The following is a 15562-nucleotide window of genomic DNA, read 5'->3' as shown; positions in this document are numbered from 1 at the left end:
TCAGCCGCGAACCCCTGACAATCGGGAACGGTCGACGGGCTCGCCCGGAGGCGGCTGTGGATGAACTCGGGACTGGGGACAGCTCAGTGGTTGACGCCGTCGGTGTCCCGGCGCGCCATCTCGGCGAGCATGGCGTTGTAGGCGGCCAGGTCGGCATCGTCGTCGCGGTCGGCGGCGCGGTCCAGCCGTTTGGCCGTGCGCCGGTCGCTGCGGCTCCACTGGATCAGCAGCGCGATCATCACCACGACGAGCGGGACCTCCCCCGCGGACCAGGCGATCCCACCACCGAGATGCTGATCGGCCAGCAGGTCGGTGTGCCAGCTCAACCGTAGTGAGCGGTAGAAGCTCTCCCCCAGCACCTGATCCATGCCCATCAGCACCACGCCGAAGAAGGCATGCAGCGGCAGCGAGGCGAACACCATGCCGACCTTGGCCACCGGCGGCAGCGGCCGCGGCGTGGGATCGACCCCGATGACGACCCAGTAGAAGAGGTAACCACTGATCAGGAAGTGCAGGTTCATCAACACGTGCGCGCCGTGGTTGCTCACCGCGGCGTCGAACAGGCCGCTGAAGTAGAGGCCGTAGAAGCCGGCGACGAACATGATGGTGGCCACGACCGGGTGGGTGAAAAACCGCGACCACCGGCTGTGCAACCCGTCGAGCAACCACTCACGCAGCCCGGGCGGATTGCCCTTGCCCGCGGTGGGCAGCGCCCGCAGCGCCAGCGTCACCGGTGCTCCGAGCACCAGCAAGATGGGCACCAGCATCGACAGCAACATGTGGCCGGCCATGTGCACGCTGAACATCGCCGGCATGTAGCGGCCCACCCCCGACGAGGTGGTAAACAGCAGCACGGCGCAGCCCAGTAGCCAGGCGGCGGTCCGGCCTACCGGCCAGGCGTCGCCCCGGCGGCGCAGCCGGATCACCCCGGCCAGGTACACCGCGGCGAGCACGAGGGCGGCCGTACCGAAGACGAGATCGAACCGCCAGTCCAGCAGGATGCGGGCCACCGACGGCGGCCCCGCGAGGTCGTATCCGAGCGCGACCTCCGTGATGGACGGGTTGGCCTCGATCGGCGGTGGGGGCGGCGTGCGGCCCAGGCCCACGGCGACGCCGAACGTCAGGCCGAACACCAAGGCCTCAAGGGTGGCCAGCCGGATCAACGGCCCGCGCGCCGACGGGTCGGTGTGCAGGGCGCGTACCGGCCCGCGGCGTTGCCGCCAGCCGATCGCCCCCAGCACGCCCAGTGCGACAACTTTGACCATCACCAGACGGCCGTATTCGGTGGTGAACACATCACCCAGTCGAATCCGGATGAAGGCGTTGAGCGACCCGGAGAACGCCATCGCGACGAAACACCAGAACGCCACGGCCGAAAAGCGCCGTGCCGCAAGGCCAGCGTGCTCACTACCACGCAGCACATGGGCCAGCAATGCCAACAGTCCGCCGGCCCACAACGCGCCGGCCAGTAGGTGCATCATCAAGCTGTTGGTGCCCAGGTCGTGCGATCCGCCCGCCGAGGAATGACCGGTCAGCCCGAGCGGAACCAGCGTCAGCAGCGAGCCGGCCAGCAGCAGGGGTGTCCACGACCAGCGCAGCACTGCACGGCCCGCGACGGCGACGGTCAACGCCAGGAACGCGGTCCAGCGCCACCCGCCGGCGGTGTCGACGAGACTGGCCACCGACCACAGCTGAACCGGGTTGAGATGGTCGCGCAGCGGCTGACCGGAGACGTCGGACACCGTCAGCGGAACCAGCAGGGCCGCGCAGACCGCCCAGATGGCCGATGCCGTCACGCCCAAGCGCAGCGCCCGGTAGCCGCCCGCGTCGAGCACCCCGTTGTCCTGAGGCGGGACGAAGAACGTCGCAAACAGGAATGACCCTACGGCCAATACAGCGGCGATTTCGCCGGCGGCCCGCACGAACGGCAGGCCGAGGGTGGTGATCGGGCCGGCGTCGGGCAGCCCGGTTGCGGTCAGCGCCTCGGCCAGCGACAGCGCACCGATACCCGCGGCGGTGACACCGGCCAGAAGTGCGACCAGTGCCAGCACCGGCCACACCGCGGCGGTGCGCTCAGCCGGACTGCTCACGTAGTTTCTGTTCGCGGCCGTAGAACTGTTGGGCCGATAGCCTGGCGATGCGGTCCATATCCGTCAGGATGTCCTGCAATTCGTGCAGGAACGCCCGCCGCCGCTGCGGCAATTCGGGCCCGGGTTCGAGCAGATGCTGGTCGGCGGCGACCTGCCGCGCGGTCGCGAACAGCAACGCCGACACCGATTCGTTGCTGCGGATGCGGCCCTGCGCGGCGTACTGGGCACCCACGCCGAGCGCCAGCTTCGTGAGTTCTTTCTCGCCGATGTCGGTGGGCGCGTCGCACAGCACGTCGGCCACGATCTGGTAGGCCTCCAAGAACGGCCGCAGCATGGCGTGGGCCATCAGAGGTCGCTTGTCGCGCAGCAGCCGGTCGACGGCCTCTCCGCCGGCGGCGACCTGCACCTCCCAATCGTCTTGCCAGGACATCTCCTCGGCGAGATGCTCGCGGAAGGCCGCGGAGTCGGCGAAGTAGAAGTCGAACTTCAGCAGGTCGCGCAGCCGCATCGCCTGTTCCCAGAACACGGCGATCCGGTCTCCGTCGGGCGCCCGCCCGGCATGAGCCAAGGCCAGTTCGGCAATCGCGGTCTCCAGGAACGCGTGGATGAGGGTGTTGCGGTAGAAGGCGGCCTCGTGTTCCCGCTCGGGTGCGATCCGCCACACCGGCTCGTGGCCGCCGTCGACCCGGGTCACCGGATGGCCGTTGGACAGGGCGTCGACCGCAGCGCGCACCCCTTCGGGGGTGCGCAACCGTAGCGCGCTATTGGTCATCGGATTCTGTTTGCGCTCAAGGTAATCCAGCGAGTCCTGCAGCGTGTGGTGCAACTGGCTCAGGGTCAGCGCCCGGCCACGGGTGGTCAACAGTAGCGCCGACACCAGTCCGGTGGCGTTGATCGGGGTGACCCGCAGGATCCGCCAGGCCACCTCGAACGCCATCTTCTGCATGGCCAGGCGCTTGGCGGCGGGATCGGACGCGATCCGCCCGCCCGGCTCACCGAGGTACTGCCGCATCGACACCGCTTCGGGGAAGCGGACGTAGATCTTGCCGTAGTTGCGCTCCCCCTGCGCCTTGATGAAGTTGTACAACCACTCCGCGCTCTCGGGAGTCTTCTCACCACCGCGGGCGTAGGCGGCGTACTCGGTGGTTTCGTGCAGCTGGTCGAAGCTGATCGACACCGGCTGCAGCAGGATGTCCTCGCTGCGGCCGTCGAGGTAGGCGTCGGCGACGTAGGCCAGCAGCCCGAGCTTGGGCGGCAACATCTTTCCGGTGCGCGAACGGGTTCCTTCGATCGACCAGCTCAGGTTGAAGCGCTTCTCGACGATGTAGCCGACGAATTGACGCAGCACGTACTTGTAGACGGGGTCGTCGAGTTTGCGGCGCAGGAAGATGACACCGGATCGGCGCATCAGCGGACCCATGAAGCCGAACGACAGGTTGATGCCGGCGAAGGTGTGGGCCGGCGGCAGCTTGTTCTCCTGCATTGCCACCGGGACGATGACGCCGTCGAGGTAGGACCGGTGCGACCACAGCAGCACCGCCGGGTGGTCTTCCAGGCCGCGGCGCATGGCCTCGATTTCCATGGTGTCGTAGTCGATTCGGGGGTCGAATCCTCGACTGAAGATGGCCCGCCCGAGGTTGGGGATCAGGTCCACGGAGAATCTGCTCCAGCCGGTGGCGAGCTCGTTGAGCATCTCCTCGGCCTTGGCCGGGTCGGCACCGGGAATCTTCTCCAGGCCGTCCATGAAACGCGACGACGCCATCAGCTCGTCGGTGATCAGTTGCGGCGACTTATATTCCGGTCCCAGCAGCCGCAGCTCCATCCGCTCGATCGCCAGCGCGGCGCGGCGGAGCACGAACCGGGCGAAGTCGCGCGGGCTGTCCCCGACGGTGTTCTCGTGCCACTGCTGGCGCAGTTCGGACACCTTGGCCGGCTCGCCGGCGACGATGCGGGCACGCGACGGGTCTTTGCGAAGGATGCTGCGCTGCAACATCTCCGGTGGCCGGTAGGTGTCGCGCCCGGAGATGAGGCCGACGACCTTCACGCGGGTGGGCAGCCCACCGGGAACCCAGAACACCCGCACCGGCACGACCAGCCGGTCCTCGCCCACATTGAGTTCTTCGACGAGCTGGGCGACCACCCCGGGCGGCGGGTCGCCGGCGGGTAGCCGCAGCACCTCGACCTTGGTGTCGGGGTGGGCTCGCCGCTGGGCGTGCAGCCAGTCGTTGAGCAGTTCGAACTCGGCCTTGGACGACACCGAGGCGAGCACCAGCGCGTCGTCGGTGGTGCTGAAGTCGGTCAGGTGATCGGAGCTGCTCATGGCCGGCCTTCCGCGATGGGCGGCTCGGCGGTCTTCTTCGCCGGGGTCTTCTTTGCGGCCGCCTTCTTCGCGGCAGCCTTCTTGGCCGGCGCCTTCTTAGTCGCCGTCTTCTTGGCTGGGGCCTTCTGGGCTGGGGCTTTCTTGGCTGGGGCCTTCTTCGTCTCGGCCTTGTCGGCCGGCGCCTCCTTGGCCGGGGCGGCGCGGTAGATCGACGGCAGCGGCTGGTCGCCGTCCGGCCAGTTCTTCAGGGTGTCCAGATACAGCTGGCGCACGCCCTCGATGCGCTCGGGGAGGTCGTCGACCGTCCAGTCCTGCACCGAAAGCGGCGGGTAGACAACGATATCCACGGTGCCTGGGTTCATCGTCGAGGAATCCCGCGACGCGATCACCTCCGCGTTGCGCAGGACGATCGGCACAATGGGCACGCCCGCGGCCATGGCTAGCCGGAACGGGCCCTTCTTGAACGGTCCGACAGTCCGGGTGTCCCGCCGGGTGCCCTCCGGGGCGATCATGATCGACAGCCCTTTGGCCACCAGTTTCTCGACCTCGTGCATGGTTTCGACGGCGGCCTTGGGGTCGTCCCGGTCGATGAAGACCGTGTCGGTCAGCTTGCCCAGCGTGCCGACGATGGGGTCGTCCTTGAGTTCCTTCTTGCCCACACCGGTCCAGTTGTCCCGCAACAGCGAAGCCACCATCACCGGGTCGGCGTTGTTGCGGTGGTTGAAGATGAACACCGCAGGACGCTGTTTGCGCAGGTTCTCCGCGCCCTGGACGTTGAGCCGAACTCCGTTTGCGGCCAACAACAGATTGGGGAAGGCGGTGGTGAAGAAGTTCAGCCCGCGTCGCCTGCTGCGGGTCAGCAGACCCCAGCCGACCGCACCGTAGGCCGCCGGAACCAGAGCCCCGACACCGAGCAATGTGCGAACCTGGCCCATCAGGCCACCGCCGCCGCGGCTGGAGAACTGCAGGATCGGCCAGCCGCGCCGGCGCGCTACCGAGGCCATCTTGCCCTCGGGGTTGGTCGGACGTGGGTTGCCCACCAGATACATCAGGGCGACGTCCTCGTCGCCGTCGGCATAGAAGTAGGAGTGCTTGAGGTCGATGTCGTTCTCGGCGGCGAACTTCTGCACCGCGTTCGCCTTACCGGGTCCCCACAGGATGGGCCGGATCACATCGCCGGTCAGGACGTCGTTCTCGTCGACCTCGAACCGGTTGGTCAGGGTGTTGTCGATACCAAGGAAGCGGGCGACCGGCTCGACCTGAAGGGTCAGCGCCGAGGAACTGAGCACGACGGTGTGGCCGCGCTCGAGGTGGGCGGCCACCAGCTCGCGCATCTCGGGATAGATGCGGTCCTCGATCTTCTGGACGAACAGCCGCTCGCCGATCTCGTGCAGATCGGACAGCGCCCGCCCGCGCAGCGCTTGGGAGGCCTTGGTGATGAGTTCCTCGAATTCCAGCCTGCCGAGCTGGTGATTGAGCCCGGCGGCAATCATCGTGATCAGCTCGCCGATGCCCATGTCGCGGCTGCGGAACCGCTCCCGGGTGAGGATGACGGCGGTGAAACCGGCTACCAGCGTGCCGTCGAGGTCGAAGAACGCCCCGATCTTCGGCCCCGGCGGGCTGGCCTTCACCTCGGCTACCGAACCGGGCAGCCGCATCTCCGTGTCGCTCATCAGAAGGTCACCGATCCGTTCGTGGTGCGGGGTGCGGACTCGTCGACAGGGTCGGGAAATGATGCCGGTACCACGCGCGGCGGCGGGTCTCCGGCCAGCGCCAGCACCTCGTCGAAACCCTCTCGCAGGCATCGCGCGAAGAGGTCCTCGTCGGTGATCGAGGCGCGGTCGTAGCGTGCGGTGACCGTGGCGTATCCGCCTCGGGAGACCAGCACCACCATCATCGCGATGCCGGGAAGCGGGCCAAGTCCGAACTGCCGCACCACTTTCGCCCCGGCGATATAGGTGTCATCGGCGAAGACGGGTACGTTACTGGCTTGCACGTCGGAGGCGATCACCGAACTACTCATCGCCTCGAGAACGGCGTCGGGAAGCAGCCCGAGTACCGGGGCGACCGCACCCACGAGGTCGATCGCCGCCTCCTCTCGCCGCGACGTCATCTGCTTGCGGATCTTCTGGATCCGCACGGCCGGGTCGGCGACGGCGATCGGGGCGGCGAGGTTGACGCCGGCGAAGCGGTTGCCGCCGGCCGGGTCGGCCTCGGCACGCAGGCTCACCGGAACCGCCATGGGCAGGCTGTTCACCGGCACGCCGAGCGCCTCGTGGTAGCGCCGTAACGCGCCGCACAACCCCGCGAGGTAGGCGTCGTTGATCGAGCCGCTTGCGGCGTGCGCGGCTGAACGCAGGTCGGACAGCCGCATCTCGATGGCCTCGCTGCGCGACGACAGGCTGCGTCGGCGCAGCAGTGGTGACGGCTCGGCGGCGCGGCCCATCACCCGCCGCCCGGAGCGGGCGTAGTCGACGGCGTCCCACACCGCCGTGCCCGGGTTGCGCACCACGCGCCCGACCACCGACAGTCCACCGGAAACCGCACCGAGCAGGCCGCCCACGATCGCGCCGGGCAGCTGGTTGATCCCTTCGCGCATCAGGTCGGTGGACGAGAGGTCCTGCGGAACGGGCATCGGCGGAGCGGGCCGCGGAGCGGGTTCGCGCTCCAGGTCATAGATCTCGGCGAACATCGCGGTGGCACCGACCCCGTCGGTGACTGCGTGGCTGAGGTGCAACAGGGTGGCAGCCTTGCCGCCTTCGAGCCCTTCGACGAGGGTTGCCGTCCAAAGCGGACGCGAAATGTCCAGCGGCGACTGCAAACTCACCTCGGCAAGGTCCAGCACCTGACGCAGGGTGCCCGGTTCGGGCACCCGGACGCGACGGACGTGGAAGTCGAGGTTGAAGTCGGGGTCGACCACCCAGCGCGGCGCGGCCGTCGGCAGGGTCGGCACGACGACCCGCTGGCGCAGGCGCAGCACTTTCCGCGAGGCGTTCTCGAAGCAGCTGCGGAATCGCTCCCAGTCTGGGGTGGTGTCGAGGAGTTCGAGCGCCATGATGCCCGACCGAGTGCGGGGGTTGGCTTCACCACGATGGAGCAGCATGTCGAGTGCACCGAGTTCGGACGGCATGCCGTTCGCATCGACAGATCCGCTCATCGATCCCTCCTCATCTCGACCAGCACCTTCCTCTACCCGGATCCATGAACGCCAGAACCACGCTAGTCGGCGCGCGGCGGTAACGGCGGTGATTGTGAGTCGTCTGTGACCTCAGGCCGAGCAGATCGGTGGCAACACCAACAGGGCCGGCCACAGCACCGCGGCGACGGCGTAGGAGGCTGCCTCCGCGCCCGCCGGGAGCATCCGCTGCAGATGGTCGTGGAGCTGGCCCACCTGTTCGGCGTGAAAGAAGGCCCAGGTAAGTCCGATCAGCAGATACGGCACCGCGAGCCAGAGCGCCGCCTCGATCAAAGCCTCGATACTGACCTCGTGTTCGAGGGCCTGACGGAGCTTGTCCAGCAGGTCGTCCATCAGACCTCCCCCAGCCTGAGAACCGAACGTCTCGAAATTTCAGTGTGTCCGTCAGCTCGCCGAGCAGACTGCCCGTCTGCCCCGCTTGCGACCGTCGACGTGGCGGCCGTAGGTGATACCGAGGAATGCGGCGACCGACTCCGCCGCGAGCTGGCAGCGCAGAGTGGCGATGGTGTCGAACGCGTGATGGGCGTTGGGCAGCTCGGCGTAGGCGACGGTGTGGGCGCCGGCCGCGCGCAGGGCGGCGGCGAAAGCACGAGCCTGCGAACTGGGGATGACGGCGTCGTTCTGCCCGTGCAGCACGAAGAACGGCGGCGCGTCGCGGTGCGCGCGGAGTATCGGGGACGCGTCGCGGAACAGTTGGGAGTCTTCGGTCAGCCGGCGCTGCATCACGACGTGTTCGAGCAGCGGCATCATCAGGCCGTGCATGTTGTCGACGTTGGTCAGGTCGTAGACGCCGTAAAACGGTGCGGCGGCCTGCACGCTGGTGTCGGCGTCTTCGAAGCCGGGCTGCAGCTGCGGGTCCCCCGAGCTCAGCGCGGCCAGCGAGCACAGGTGCCCACCGGCGGAGCCGCCGGTGATGGCGATGAAGTCGGGATCGCCGCCGTACTGGGCGATGTTCTCGTGCACCCAGGCGATGGCACGTTTGACGTCGACGATATGGGTGGGCCAGGCGTTGCGTGGGCTGCGGCTGTAGTTGATGGAGACGCAGATCCAGCCGAGCTCGGTCATCCGGCTCATCAACGGGTAGCCCTGGCCGCGCTTGTCGTTGACCGACCATCCGCCGCCGGGGACCTGAATGAGGACCGGGGCTCGGGTGCCCTCCGGTAGGTCGGGGCGACGCCAGATGTCGAGCAGGTTGCTCCGGCCGCTGGAGCCGTAGGGGATGTTGGTGGTGGTCGCGGCGTAGCGGCGCCGGTGGCGCATGGCTTCGATCACGGCGGCCAGCGCGGGCCGGCGCGCGGTGTACGGCGCGAGGGGGTGGTGCACGGTCGTGGTGTAGTCGGGGCCGAACGTCTCTTGCAGTGCCGCGTCGAGCACGGTGTCGGCGCGCTGGGCGGCGAGAGACGCGGCGACCTTCTCCAGGGGCGACGGGACAGCCGAGAGTGCGTGGCCGGTGAGGACGTGCGGCGCAAACTCGGCCGAGAGCCAACCCAGCAGCCAGCCGGCGGCGGCGGGCGACCCGCGCAGCAGGAGGGAGCCAGTGTGATAGGCCCGCGTACATCGCGCGGTGACCTGCTCGATCGGACTGCCCATGCGCTTCTCAGACTCCCTTGCCCTTAGCCGACCTAACGCGTTTGCCAGGCCGCGGGGGCGGCGCGCAGAGCTGGCGTGTGCCGACCGTCACACAATAGCCCAAATCCGGTCAAAGACAAGGATATTCTGCGCGTCGCGCCAGGAGATTGAAAGATCGCTGCAGGCCAGAGGACCGCGCGGTTGTGACACAGGCTAGATAGCTCGGCCGCGACGATCGCTTCTCAGCAAAGCGAACTTCAGGTCGCGCTTCAGCGTCCGGTGTGCGCATTCACAGGAAACCCCAAGTAGATGACCCGACTATTTGTGGGTGCTTGTGGAGGATCAGGTTCCGCGTCCTGTGAGTGGGTCGTCTGCCGCTGCGGTGGCTCCGTGGGTTGACGACGGCTCCGGCCCGGGCCCCATCCACCCCAACGACGCCGCTCAGGCCAGGGTTTTCAGCCAGTTGATCCAGGCCGAGATCGACGACCTACAGGTGCTGATGGCCATCGCCCAGCACCGCTGGGCGGGTCGGCGCGAAGCTGGCTGGGGCCGCACCAGCACCCCGGAGCCCGTGTTGCGGCTGCGGGAGAAGATCAAAGAACTCGACCGACTCAGGAACCGGCTGGAAGCCCGGTTCGGCGCTTCGTAATGGCGCCGCGGATCTGCGCTCACCAAGATTTCAGTTCACACCGGGACGGTCCCGCAAACGGACCCGGTTAAACTGTCCGCGCGCTGCCTCCGTAGCTCAGTTGGATAGAGCAAGGGCCTTCTAATCCCTAGGTCGCAGGTTCGATTCCTGCCGGGGGCGCTGGTCAGAGGTGGTATTTAGGCCTACTGAATAAGAGCGGTCGGCGTTTATTCGGCGTTTATAGCGGACCTGAGTTGTCAGCTACGGCCCTATCCAGCAGATTCGCCACCTCGTTGTGGACCCGGCCTCGGCTCATATAGCGGTCCTGGGTCATCGAAACCTTGGCGTGCCCGAGGTGATCGGCGCCAATGCGAGCGGAGAGCCCGGCGTCGTCGATGAGCGTCGCCACCGTCTTGCGGAAGCTATGCGAGCTGACGTCCGGAACGCCCAATTCGTCGCGGATTCTGCGCCACTGCCCTGCGAAGTTGTCGGGGTCGCGCAGGGTTCCGTTAGTGGACGGGAAGATGACCGATTGCTGTCCGAGGTAGGGCAGGTTGCGGCGCTCGGTGAGGGTGACGATCGCGAAGGCGGGCAGTGGGATGACCCGGCGCCCGGCCGCGGTTTTGGTCTCGTCCACGCGGACCAATCCCTTCGCCTTTCGCGGATGACCTTGCCGCAGACGGAGATCGTTCCTGCCTCCTCGTCAAAGTCGGTCCACCGCAGCGCCAGGAGTTCGGAGCGGCGCACACCGGTCGCGATCAACAGGGTGATGGGGTCGGTGAGATCGCGTTGACGGCACGGTTCCGAAGCCCTCAGCTTGGCGAGCAGGTCTCGCAGTTGATCCGCGGTGAGCGCTTGGGCGCCTTTGGGCTGTTGCTTGGACTTGATGGATTGGACGTCGCGGACAGGGTTGGTGCCAAGCACGTTGTTGAGAACCGCCAGTTGAAGGGCGCCCCGGAGCAGGGTCCTAGATTGGCGGGCCATCACGGCCCCGTGAGCGGTGCGCATGGACCGCAGGGCGGCATCCAGTCTCGCGGCGGACGCCTCCCCCACCTTCACGCCAGCCATGAACTTGACTGGAGCCATTCCGTACATCGCTTGCACGACACGCTGCACTCCGACAGGGAGGTCACTCATGTCTGGCAGCTCCATCGCCGCGGGTTGGCAGGTAGGCCGGTTGGAAGACATGGCTGTATTGACCCCCGATTGCCTGGTCCGCTTCTCTGTACGCCGCTGCCGCCGTGCACGCTTCTGTTGCCGATTCCTCATAACCGTTGAATAGTCCCACGGAGGACTGACAACCCCGCTCCGCCGAGGTATGTGAGGTATCTACTTCCACGGTTCACACAGAAACTCCACGCCGAGCGCGGCGATGATGCCGTCGGCCACGGCTGGGTCCTGCCAGGCCTGTGCCCTCTGTCCTGCGGCCAGGTATCCGTCGCCTCCATGACCCGAGTTGTCGGGCGACCCTCACCATGGTCTTGAAAAACAAACTCCACACGAAATATCGACTCAAAGTTCGAATCCGTTTTCGGTGCGGCTGTGTTGGCTTCTGTCGACGCGCCGCTGTATACCTTCGCTCCTGCTGCGGTCACGTCCTTGCCGCTGGGCCTTCCAGGCGTCGTAGCTCTCTTGTCGGCGTTCCGTGGCGGCGGTCCGCTTGCTGACGAGGTCGCGGACCCGCTCTGGTAGAGCCTCGTTGACCGTCTGGGCGGCGTAGTCATGCGCGGTGACGGCCGGTTCGTCGTTCGCGAGGATTCCGTGAATGAGGATCGCCGCTTCGCGGCTATCACCCCGCTGCGCGACGTGAGTTCCGGCGTGTTCTTCGTGACCGAACTCGTTCGCTTCGGTGCTGCGTTTGTAGATGTAGGCCATGTTGGCATGTCGTCCACGGGTCATTGCGACGTAGAGCAGATTGCGGTTGGTGGTGTCGCTGAGGACAGCGTGGCAAGCGTCGGCAGTGACGCCCTGGGCGGAGTGAACGGTGACGGCATAACCGAGGCTGACGTGATCCCGCACGTAGTCGTTGTCGAAGACGACGTGGGCTTTGTCGTCGAGGCGTTCGGCCGCAACACGATTCGTCTTCGCATCGATTGCGGCGACCCGCCATCGGTTTCCGTTGCGCACAGACGGGACCGATTCGACGTTGGGTGTTGAGTGGTGGAAGGCGATGGTGGGGTCATTGCGGCGGCTGATGATCAGGTCCCCGACGCTGAGTCGTTGTCCTCGGGGCCCTTGAACAGAAGGGAAGCTCCGGTCGATCCGCTCGTTGTGGATGCGGAGGTTGAGGGCATCGGCCATCTCAGTGGTGTCGCAGACGAGCAAGGCGTCGCGGCCGAGCGCGGTGTCGGCGGTATAAGCGGCGAGCGCATCGGCGGCCATGGTGATCGCGTCACCGCGGTGCAACCGATCGTGGCTGCGATACCAGTCGACGGCGTCACGGCGCTCAGCTGGTTCGCCGTCGCGCAGCGCGAGGGACGCGGTGCGTTCTTCCGGGTCTGTCATCCGCCACACTTCGGAGAGGTGTTGCGTCCACGGAAGGTCGGTGCAGAGTTGGGCGAACATGCCGCCGCGGACCTTGACCGGTGCCAACTGGCTGGCGTCACCCACAAGAACCGTCTTAGCGCCCGCCTGCGTGGTGGCGGTCAAGAGCTGGCGCAGATCGTCGGTCCCGACCATGCCGGCTTCATCGATCACTACGAGGGTCGATTGATCGAACTTCAAGGTGTTGTTGCTCAACGACTGCAGCGCTTTGGCGACCGTCAGGCCGTCGTCTCCGGCGCCTTCGCGGATCGCGACGTCCACAGCCTGGCCGGTCGGAGCAAGGACAAGAACGCTCGCACCGAACCGGTGGTGCGCCGCGCTGGCGAGCGCGCGGAGGGAGGTGGTCTTGCCCGCGCCCGCCGGCGCCGACAGAGGTTGTACGAGCCAGGGCGACTCGCCAATGTTCTGCACGGCGGTCTTCTGATCCTGCGACAGTCCGGCGGTGTCGTCGTCGCGAACCCAGAGCATCGCGCGATCGCTTCTCGCGTCGACGAGGCGCAGTAACGCGCCTTCCTCGGCCAAGATCCGCGCCAGGGTGAGGCGCTCGTGACCCTCCCGCTCGTGGGCGGCGCGCGGTGCGGTCAACGGCATCCCAATCGTGTCGACTGCGGACTCCACCGCGGCGCGCGGCGACTGCTCGCCGTCGACGGGAAGTTGCGCGCCGACGAACTCAACGAGATCCGCGCGGGTGAACACCGCCTTGTCGATTTTCTCCGCGGCCGCAGCCAAACTCGCGCCGTCAAACGCGCTTCGCCCCGCCTCGCGCCGCGCCGCCCGCGCTTCCAGAAACGCGGCGCGGTCCAGAACAAAACCCCGCGCGTCTTCGCTCCACTGCCGCTGCAAATCGCTCCACGCAAGCTCTTCGGGTTTGGCGGGACGCGTCGCTTTTTGTGCCGCCGCAAGCTGCGCCGCGCTCAACGGGCCGTCCACCGAAACGAGGTTGTGCGCCGCCCACTCCCGTAGCTGCGACGAGCGCCGCGACCACGCAGTTATGGTGTCGCGATCAGCCCCGGCGGCCTCGGCCATCCCGGTTCCCGGATCCACCGGCGCCCATTCGATTCCCAGCGATTGGTGTAGTTCGCGACGCAACGTGGCTTGGTAAATGACTCCCGCTGCACGGGCTTCGTGATACAGCGACGTCCCGTCGATCGATGCCAGCGCCCCATCGGTGCGGGCTTGCCGATTCGGCACGATCACATGGGTATGGAGGCGTGGGTCTCCGCACCGTGACGCCTCATGCTGATACGCCACCGCGACCAATCCCGGCAACTTCACCAGGTCCTTCTCCCCCGTCGCGCTGTTGTGTACGCGGGTGTAGCCGGCATGCGCGGCCAGGTACTCCATCGCCTCCGAGATCGCGGTCGTATGCGCCGCAGCGATCGCATTTTCGACCACCTCATCCGCGCGCAGAGCACGCAATAGCGACACGCTTTTCGGCGCGGCGAAGGTCAAATCGAAGCCGTGCACACCGCGGGTGGCGAAGGCGCGTCCACGCGCGCCGTTTGGCGCGTCACCGTCGTCAAGCCACCGCGTGACGACCGCAGAATCGGCTTCTCCTCCGGCGCGCTGGACATCGTTCAAACCCACAAAGCGCGCCGCGGTATGGGTGTCGCCCGCGCACAACCACATTGGGGTCCGCGTCTCGTGTTCGGAGTAGCACTCCCCTAGGCCACCGTTGGCCCGCTGGAGGTCAGAGTTGGCGCGCTCCGCGGCCTTGGCGGTGTCGATGTAGTAGCTAACCGACGACCGCTTGAGCTTCGAAATCGTCAACACCAGTGCGCCCACTCATGAATCGGAGCCTTCGACGCTTACTGCGCCACAACCAGTCTCGCACTCCTGTGCAAATGTGCCAAGAGTATTTGCGGTAGATGTTGGCGAGAAGTGCTGTGGGGAAAGTGTTTTGGTATCCGACGAGAGTAGATGAGGAGTTGTTGGGGATGGACGGGATTGGGCAGATGATTGATGAGATAGATGAACTCTGAAGGGTTGAAGGGGCTGATGAACGGATCTGTGACATCTGAAATCGCTTGACGAGCTGTCAGGCTGGAAGGATGTCGTTGTGCCTAAGCCCTACCCCGAGGAGTTCCGCCGTGACGTGGTGCGGGTGGCGCGCGAGCGTGGCCCTGGGGTGTCTGTGGAGCAGGTCGCTCGCGATTTCGGGATTCACCAGACCACGCTGAATTCGTGGCTTCGTATGGCTGATGCCGATGAAGGCCCGAAGTCGGTCGCAGCCCCGGATGTGCTGCGAGAGAACCGAGAGCTCAAGCGGCGCAATCGCCTGCTAGAGCAAGAGAACGAGGTCTTGCGCAAGGCGGCGGCCTATCTGGCGCGAGGATCGCTACCGGGAAAAGGCTCTACCCGCTCGTGAAGGAGCTGGCCGCAGCCGGTGCCCCGATCCGGGTGCCGGTGGCGGTCTCGTGTCGGGTCTTGAAGCTTCACCGCCAGCACTATTACGCCTGGCTGTCGTGTCCAGTCACCGACGCCGAGTACGACGAGGCGCATTTGGCGAATGCGATCTTCGACGCCCACCGCGAGGATCCTGAGTTCGGTTACCGGCTGTTGTTCGATCAGGTCCGCGCCGCCGGCCACAACGTCAGTGAACGTACGGTGTGGAAGATCTGCTCGATCAACCAATGGTGGTGTGCGTTCGGCAAGAGACGTCGCGGCCGCAAGGGCTTACCTGGCGCCCCGGCGCACGAGGATCTGGTGCGTCGCAAGTTCACTGCGCTGGGACCAAATCGGTTGTGGCTCAGTGATATCACCGAGCACCCGACCGCTGAGGGCAAGGTCTACATGTGTGCGGTCAAGGACGTGTGGTCCAACCGAATTGTCGGATACTCCATCGCTGAGCGGATGACCTCACAATTGGCCGTTGACGCGATCGAGTCCGCCGTAGCCCGCCGCGGCGGCACAGTCGCTGGTTGCACGTTGCACACCGACAGGGGCGGCCAATTTCGTTCCCGAAAACTCCAGCGGTCGCTACGGCGCCATCAGATGCTCGGCTCCATGGGACAGGTCGGCTCCGCCGGGGACAACGCCGCCATGGAAAGCTTCTTCTCTCTGCTGCAACGCAACGTCCTCGACCGCCAACGCTGGCCCACCCGCGATGACCTCCGCATCGCGATCGTCACGTGGATAGAACGCACCTACCACCGCCGTCGAAGGCAAGCCCGCTTGGGCCGATTGACCCCCATCGAATTCGAAGCCATCATGAC

10 protein-coding genes, 1 tRNA gene and 1 pseudogene are annotated in these 15562 nt (G+C 66.5%); 3 read left to right on the top strand and 9 right to left on the bottom strand.

Translation table 11 applies throughout. The features are described from left to right. Positions 1–83: 83 nt before the first annotated feature. From ACXDF8_RS25525 to ACXDF8_RS25500, 6 genes are all read right to left on the bottom strand, one after another. On the bottom strand, positions 84–2090 hold the full coding sequence (locus tag ACXDF8_RS25525; RefSeq protein WP_457226052.1) for a bifunctional copper resistance protein CopD/cytochrome c oxidase assembly protein: 2007 nt from the start codon (positions 2088–2090) through the stop codon (positions 84–86). After that, the gene (locus ACXDF8_RS25520; RefSeq protein WP_457226051.1) at positions 2074–4410 is read right to left on the bottom strand and encodes a glycerol-3-phosphate 1-O-acyltransferase; all 2337 of its coding nucleotides are present in this window, start codon (positions 4408–4410) and stop codon (positions 2074–2076) included. Before ACXDF8_RS25520 ends, ACXDF8_RS25525 begins: the two co-directional genes overlap by 17 nt. Then, the gene (locus ACXDF8_RS25515) at positions 4407–6083 is read right to left on the bottom strand and encodes an HAD-IB family hydrolase (protein ID WP_457226050.1); all 1677 of its coding nucleotides are present in this window, start codon (positions 6081–6083) and stop codon (positions 4407–4409) included. The genes ACXDF8_RS25520 and ACXDF8_RS25515 overlap by 4 nt, the downstream gene beginning before the upstream one ends. After that, the gene (locus tag ACXDF8_RS25510) at positions 6083–7567 is read right to left on the bottom strand and encodes a wax ester/triacylglycerol synthase family O-acyltransferase (RefSeq protein ID WP_457226049.1); all 1485 of its coding nucleotides are present in this window, start codon (positions 7565–7567) and stop codon (positions 6083–6085) included. Before ACXDF8_RS25510 ends, ACXDF8_RS25515 begins: the two co-directional genes overlap by 1 nt. Positions 7568–7678: 111 nt before the next feature. Next, positions 7679–7939 carry a hypothetical protein gene (locus tag ACXDF8_RS25505; protein WP_457226048.1) on the bottom strand — a complete coding sequence of 87 codons (261 nt, stop codon included), beginning with the start codon at positions 7937–7939 and terminating at the stop codon, positions 7679–7681. A 51-nt stretch (positions 7940–7990) separates the two neighbouring features. Continuing rightward, positions 7991–9196, bottom strand: coding sequence for an alpha/beta hydrolase fold domain-containing protein (locus ACXDF8_RS25500; protein WP_457226047.1), 1206 nt, complete (start codon positions 9194–9196; stop codon positions 7991–7993). A 337-nt stretch (positions 9197–9533) separates the two neighbouring features. Here ACXDF8_RS25500 and ACXDF8_RS25495 point away from each other — a divergent pair, with 337 nt between their 5' ends. Both ACXDF8_RS25495 and ACXDF8_RS25490 read left to right on the top strand, forming a co-directional pair. Beyond that, on the top strand, positions 9534–9824 hold the full coding sequence (locus ACXDF8_RS25495; protein ID WP_457226046.1) for a hypothetical protein: 291 nt from the start codon (positions 9534–9536) through the stop codon (positions 9822–9824). Positions 9825–9909: 85 nt separating this feature from the next. Beyond that, a tRNA-Arg gene (locus tag ACXDF8_RS25490) sits at positions 9910–9983 on the top strand. Positions 9984–10041: 58 nt separating this feature from the next. Here ACXDF8_RS25490 and ACXDF8_RS25485 read toward each other — a convergent pair. The 3 genes and pseudogenes from ACXDF8_RS25485 to mobF all read right to left on the bottom strand — a co-directional run bounded on the left by ACXDF8_RS25485 (position 10042) and on the right by mobF (position 14120). Then, a complete protein-coding gene (locus ACXDF8_RS25485; protein ID WP_457226045.1) occupies positions 10042–10440 on the bottom strand; it encodes a site-specific integrase in 399 nt (132 codons plus the stop codon). Between the two features lie 122 nt (positions 10441–10562). Then, positions 10563–10787 (bottom strand): annotated as a pseudogene (locus ACXDF8_RS25480) (site-specific integrase); the annotation flags it as partial. 528 nt (positions 10788–11315) lie between these two features. After that, the gene (gene mobF, locus ACXDF8_RS25475; protein ID WP_457226066.1) at positions 11316–14120 is read right to left on the bottom strand and encodes a MobF family relaxase; all 2805 of its coding nucleotides are present in this window, start codon (positions 14118–14120) and stop codon (positions 11316–11318) included. Between the two features lie 286 nt (positions 14121–14406). Between mobF and ACXDF8_RS25470 the strand changes: the two genes are divergently transcribed. Further along, positions 14407–15562, top strand: a protein-coding gene (locus tag ACXDF8_RS25470) for an IS3 family transposase (protein WP_457223387.1) whose coding sequence is annotated in 2 segments (ribosomal slippage) — positions 14407–14691 and positions 14694–15562 — 1154 coding nt annotated over the 2 segments. Because the reading frame shifts where the segments join, the coding sequence is not laid out codon by codon here. This gene is flagged as partial in the annotation.

Source organism: Mycolicibacterium sp. CBM1 (genome assembly GCF_054073305.1).
This window is presented reverse-complemented; position numbering and strand designations above follow the sequence as displayed.

Coding starts and splice junctions, on each gene's coding strand:
- ACXDF8_RS25520 (WP_457226051.1), bottom strand. CDS start 4,410: ATGAGCAGCTCCGATCACCTGACCGACTTCAGCACCACCGACGACGCG.
- ACXDF8_RS25515 (WP_457226050.1), bottom strand. CDS start 6,083: ATGAGCGACACGGAGATGCGGCTGCCCGGTTCGGTAGCCGAGGTGAAG.
- ACXDF8_RS25510 (WP_457226049.1), bottom strand. CDS start 7,567: ATGAGCGGATCTGTCGATGCGAACGGCATGCCGTCCGAACTCGGTGCA.
- ACXDF8_RS25505 (WP_457226048.1), bottom strand. CDS start 7,939: ATGGACGACCTGCTGGACAAGCTCCGTCAGGCCCTCGAACACGAGGTC.
- ACXDF8_RS25500 (WP_457226047.1), bottom strand. CDS start 9,196: ATGGGCAGTCCGATCGAGCAGGTCACCGCGCGATGTACGCGGGCCTAT.